Annotated in this window: 7 protein-coding genes; 5 read left to right on the forward strand and 2 right to left on the reverse strand. The window is 62.2% G+C overall.

What is annotated here, in order from left to right:
- Nucleotides 1-27: 27 nt before the first annotated feature.
- On the forward strand, nt 28-426 hold the full coding sequence (locus EOA22_RS24440) for a type II toxin-antitoxin system HigA family antitoxin (RefSeq protein WP_024501642.1): 399 nt from the start codon (nt 28-30) through the stop codon (nt 424-426).
- A 15-nt stretch (nt 427-441) separates the two neighbouring features.
- Here EOA22_RS24440 and EOA22_RS24445 read toward each other — a convergent pair whose 3' ends face one another.
- A complete protein-coding gene (locus tag EOA22_RS24445; RefSeq protein ID WP_024501641.1) occupies nt 442-1,134 on the reverse strand; it encodes a helix-turn-helix domain-containing protein in 693 nt (230 codons plus the stop codon).
- A 176-nt stretch (nt 1,135-1,310) separates the two neighbouring features.
- On the opposite strand from EOA22_RS24445, the gene EOA22_RS24450 reads away from it, so the two are divergent.
- Entirely contained in the window at nt 1,311-1,637 is a 327-nt protein-coding gene (locus EOA22_RS24450; RefSeq protein ID WP_013530739.1) for a DUF1330 domain-containing protein, read from the forward strand.
- Nucleotides 1,638-1,758: 121 nt separating this feature from the next.
- Nucleotides 1,759-2,289, forward strand: a complete 531-nt coding sequence (locus EOA22_RS24455) for a hypothetical protein (RefSeq protein WP_181172688.1) — start codon at nt 1,759-1,761, stop codon at nt 2,287-2,289.
- Between the two features lie 60 nt (nt 2,290-2,349).
- Here the strand turns inward: EOA22_RS24455 and EOA22_RS24460 are convergent, their stop codons facing one another.
- Nucleotides 2,350-2,799, reverse strand: coding sequence for an ester cyclase (locus tag EOA22_RS24460; RefSeq protein ID WP_063170282.1), 450 nt, complete (start codon nt 2,797-2,799; stop codon nt 2,350-2,352).
- 261 nt (nt 2,800-3,060) lie between these two features.
- On the opposite strand from EOA22_RS24460, the gene EOA22_RS24465 reads away from it, so the two are divergent.
- Nucleotides 3,061-3,156, forward strand: a complete 96-nt coding sequence (locus tag EOA22_RS24465) for a putative RiPP precursor (RefSeq protein ID WP_164745933.1) — start codon at nt 3,061-3,063, stop codon at nt 3,154-3,156.
- A 137-nt stretch (nt 3,157-3,293) separates the two neighbouring features.
- Nucleotides 3,294-4,819: diguanylate cyclase (locus EOA22_RS24470; protein WP_127390270.1), on the forward strand; the 1,526-nt coding region annotated here is incomplete at its 3' end.

A 4,819-nucleotide genomic window follows, 5' to 3' on the forward strand; every position in this document is an offset into this window, starting at 1 on the left:
TGACAAGATTGATCCGGAGAAGGTGTGATGGAAAACATTCGACCCATTAAGACCGAAGCCGATTACGATTGGGCGATCGCCGAAATCACTAAATATTTCGAAAATGAGCCGGAGGTCGGCTCTCTCGATGGTGACCGGTTCGACGTTCTCGCCACCCTGATCGAGGCTTATGAGGATAAGCACTACCCGATTGAAGCACCGGATCCCGTTGAAGCCATTCATTCGCACATGGAACTGTTCAACCTGTCGCGGAAGGCGCTGGCCGAGGTGATCGGATCATCACCCCGGGCGACCGAGGTGTTGAACAAAAAGCGCGCACTCACCCTGGATATGGTCTTCAAACTGAACAAGGAATGGAAAATTCCCGCCGAAGTCCTCGTGCAACCCTATCACCTTGCAAATGACAGGGGCCGCAGGCGCGCCTAACATGCACCGATTCTCCTAAGCCGCGCGTTTGGGCTCCACCGCGAACGGGCTGAGGCCGAGCCAGGTCTGCATCTTCCTGCCGATGGCCTGGTCGCCGGTCAGGGCAACCCTGGCGCCGGCCTTCTCGACGGTCAGCACTCCCATCCAGATCGCCGTCATCGTGTGCAGGTCGGTCGAGACGTAGAGATCGACATCGAAGCCCGGATCGTACCAGCACAGATCGACCTCACCGTGCTTCTCGACGATCAGCCACCACGACCGTTTGGACGCCGGGAGATCCTGATACAGGAATTGTATCACCGTGCGCCCTTCAGGCAGCGGCGAGGGGTTTAGATTGCGCCGCATGTCCCACATCAGCAACGACGGATCGAGGTTCTTCAGCGACAGCCGGGATTCGACCCATTTCTGCCCCCAGAAGCCCATTGCCTCGACGACAGGACGCAAATCCCGGCCGGCTTCCGTCAGCCGATATTCGAAGATGCCTTTTTCGCCCGGCACTTCCTTGCGCTCGACGATCCCGGCGATCTCAAGTTCCTTCAGCCGTTGCGACAGAAGGGTCGGCGACATTTTGGGGACGCCGCGGCGAAGATCATTGAAGCGGGTCGAGCCGGCCACCAGTTCACGCATCAGCACCATGGTCCAGCGGGTGCACAGCACCTCAGCGGCCATCGATAGCGGACAGAATTGTTTGTATCCGTGCTGGCTCATGATTGGTGCCTCTCCCTCAAACCTGACCGAATATTAGGCCTTCATGAATGAAGCGGCCAGTACGGAAACTGTACTGCCCCGGTACAGATCGCGGACTGGTTGGCGAGGGTCCTGCCATGCGAGCCTTTTGGCCGGTTGCACGGGATACGCCTGTGCACCGCAACCAGGAGACCACCATGACCGCCTACGTTATCGCAGACATCAAGATAAACGACCCGCAGTGGGTGCCGGCTTACGCCGCCTCGGTGCACGATCTCGTCCACAAGCATGGCGGCAGATATCTGTCGCGCAGCGGCAATGTGAAAACGCTTGAAGGCAAGCCGCTCGATACCACGCTGATCGCGCTGATGGCGTTCCCGTCGGAAGCGGCGGCGCGCGCCTTCACCACCGATCCTGCCTACGCGCCCTTCGTCTCGGCCCGTCAGGACGGCAGCGACAGCCGTTTCCAGATGATCGACAACACCGATCTGGCCGGAACGATCCCGTATCTGCCGAAGGGATGATCCTTTTCGGTAGCCGTTACATCAATTTCGGGATCTCCAAGCAACAACAGCCACAGCGCTTGCCTGCCGGGCCTCCGTATTTTCGGCGGCCGGCCAGCTGTGCTTTTTCAAGAAGAATGGAATGAAGATGATATCAAACTTTCGCAGCGGACTTCTTATGGCGGGGACCATGCTGGCAATCTGCACCACCCTCGCGCAGGCGCATCAGGAGCCGGCTGAAGCTGCCTCCGGCCCGCTGGCCGACAAGGTGCGGGCTGTCAACAGCCGGTTTGTCGACGTCAAGGCAGCGGTATCAGAGGGCTATGCGCCTATTCCTTGTGCCAGCGGCATCACCGGCGGCGCCATGGGCATCCACTATGTCAACGGCCAGTATCTGAAGGACGACAAGATCGACATCGCCCGTCCCGAAGCTGTGATGTACGAGCCGATGGCCGATGGCACGCTGAAGCTGGTGGCGGTCGAGTACATCACTTCGAAAGGACCGGCATCGTTGGACGGCCAGCTGTTCAATTTCAACAGCGCCCCCAACCGCTATGGCCTGGGTGAATTCTACGAGCTGCATGTCTGGGCCTGGAAAGGGAACCCGACAGGCACGTTCGCCGACATGAATCCGAAAGTGTCATGCGAGCACGCAATGGCGCCGAGCCAATAAGCAATGAGGCCAGGCGGCATTGACGCCGCCTGGCCCGAACGATCGTTTTGCCTGATCGCCTCAGGCGGTCTTGATCAGACCGAGCTGGGTGAGGGCGGTGACGCCGTCATCGAGGCCGATTTCCTCGACGATCCTGCCGTCAACCACCTTCAGCACCGTGGTGCCGGTGAAGCGCATGGTGCGGCCGGTGGCGGCCGGCAGCGAACCGACGAGGAAGTCGCCGAAGGCTGGGCCGGTATGCGTGCCGCCGCCCTCCCACTGGCCGACGACATAGTCGCCCTCGGCAATCAGGTCGGCGGTGGCCCAGAAGTTGAGGTCCGGGAAGGCGGCGCGGAAGTCGGCCATGAAGGCCTTGATGTCGTCGCGGCCGCGGCGCGGCTCGTGCAGCGAATATTTCAGCAGCATGTCGGGTGCCGCGATCTCGTCGACGACCGACAGATCGCAACGTTCACCCCAGAAGTGGGTGAACCATCTGACGACGACGGCCTTGTTGTCTTCTTGCTTGGTCATTGGAAGGTCCTTGTTGTTGTCGTGCATGGGATCATCGGCGCCGCCGATGATCCAGGGGTCACCGGCTTGCGCCGCTGACCTGGGCAGCAGTAGGACGATCCGCCAGACACAAAACTCCGGTTCCTGCCGGCCAATCGAAAAGGCGGGTTCGGCGCCGGGCAGGGCCGCCTGGGCCGGAACCCGTTCCGCTGAGCCCAAGCATGGCTGCCCCGCCTCAGCTAGACCCTGGAAATCGGATGGCCACGGGAGAAGGCGATGGCAATGAAGAAGACCTATGAAAAGCCGAGGCTCGAGAAGCGCGAAAGACTGTCCGGCGTGACGGCGGGCAATGTCGTGTCGTCGACCTGGGGAAATTGACGGCTGCCTGGAGTAGTTCGGTACGGCCTTGATGAACAGGGGCTCCCAATCAGACGTCGACACTCCGCCCGCGCGGTAACTGTTTCTTCTCTGGTTTTGCCGCAGATTGCGCCGCGGTGGAGCAGGCGAAGCAGACGATGGCGCGTCAGGGTAAGAAAAGTCGCAATGGAACGTTCTGGGCAAAAGCCCTGGAGCGCGCGCATCTTGGCGTCTGGGACTGGGATCTTGTGACCGGCGACTGCTTTTATTCCGCGACCTGGGCGCGGATGCTAGGCTACGATGAGAGCGAATTGGCCAACACCAGCGACCTTTGGCTGCAACTGACCCATCCCGACGACCGCGAGCGGGCGCTGGCCAGCGGCGACCGCCACATTGCCGGCCTGACCGACGCCATCGAGACCGAATTGCGGCTGAAGCACAAGCAGGGACATTGGGTATGGGTGCTCGATCGCGGCGGCGTCGTCGAGCGCGACGCGATGGGAAAGCCGCTCAGGCTGATGGGTGTGCAGACCGACATCTCCAAGCAGAAGGCCGCCGAGGCCGAACTCGAGCAGGTCAATGTGCGGTTTCGCCTGGCGCTCGCCGCCAGCGGCACCGGCATCTGGCACCACGACCTCGCGGGCGGCAAAAGTTATTGGGACCAACGCACCAGGGAGATTTTCGGGCTCGTCTCCGACACCGCCGAAGTCGAGCGCGACCACTGGTTCGGCTATCTGCATCCGGACGACAAGGAGGCCGCGTCGCGCGCGCATCTGGTGCCGCTCGAAACGGACAAGGTCACCGCCGTGCAATACCGCATCGTGCGGCGCGACGGAGAGGTCCGGCACATAGAATCCCTGCTGCGTTTCATCGCCGACCCGCAAATCCGGGACCGCCGGCTGGCGGGGCAGATCCTGGGCACGGTGCGCGATATCACCGAAGACAAGCAGCGCGAGCAGGAGCTTGCCTATGCGGCCCGCCATGACGCGCTCACCGGTCTCTTGAACCGCGCCGCGTTCGACCGGCTGCTGGCCGATCATATCGCGGCCGCGCAGTTGCTGCCGCTTTCCGTGTTCTATGTCGATCTCGACTACTTCAAGGCGCTCAACGATTTTGCCGGCCACGCGGCCGGCGACCTGGCACTGAAAAGCGTTGCGCAAGGCATTCTGGGCTGCCTTCCCGCGACGGCGCATGCCGCGCGCCTGGGCGGTGACGAGTTCGCGCTGCTGATGCCCAATTGCGATGCGGCGCAGGCCGGGCGGCTGGCCGACGCGGTACTTGCCGCGGTTCGCGATGCCGAACTTGGATCGACGGCCACGTCGCGCAAGCTGGCGGCCTCGATCGGTATCGCTTTCGTCGATGACGCCGACACGACGGTGGCCGACGCGCTGGCCTGTGCCGACGACGCCTGCTATGCGGCCAAGGCCGCCGGGCGAAACCGATTTGCCGTCTTCTCCACCGATACGGCATCGGGTTCGGGTGGCCTCAACGCGGCGCGCATCGTCGCCGATACCGTCGATGCCATGGAAGACGGCAGGCTGAAGCTGTTTGGCCAGGAAATCCATCTTCTGGGCCGTCCCTGGCAGGAAAGCCGTCATGTCGAAGTCTTGGCCAGGATCGCCGCACGCAACGGCCGGCTGGTGCCACCCGGCGAGTTCATTCCGGTGGCCGAGCGGTTCGGCAT

The organism is Mesorhizobium sp. M7A.F.Ca.US.014.04.1.1 (assembly GCF_003998745.1).
GTDB lineage: Bacteria > Pseudomonadota > Alphaproteobacteria > Rhizobiales > Rhizobiaceae > Mesorhizobium > Mesorhizobium ciceri.

Coding starts and splice junctions, on each gene's coding strand:
- EOA22_RS24440 (WP_024501642.1), top strand. CDS start 28: ATGGAAAACATTCGACCCATTAAGACCGAAGCCGATTACGATTGGGCG.
- EOA22_RS24445 (WP_024501641.1), bottom strand. CDS start 1,134: ATGAGCCAGCACGGATACAAACAATTCTGTCCGCTATCGATGGCCGCT.
- EOA22_RS24450 (WP_013530739.1), top strand. CDS start 1,311: ATGACCGCCTACGTTATCGCAGACATCAAGATAAACGACCCGCAGTGG.
- EOA22_RS24455 (WP_181172688.1), top strand. CDS start 1,759: ATGAAGATGATATCAAACTTTCGCAGCGGACTTCTTATGGCGGGGACC.
- EOA22_RS24460 (WP_063170282.1), bottom strand. CDS start 2,799: ATGACCAAGCAAGAAGACAACAAGGCCGTCGTCGTCAGATGGTTCACC.
- EOA22_RS24465 (WP_164745933.1), top strand. CDS start 3,061: ATGAAGAAGACCTATGAAAAGCCGAGGCTCGAGAAGCGCGAAAGACTG.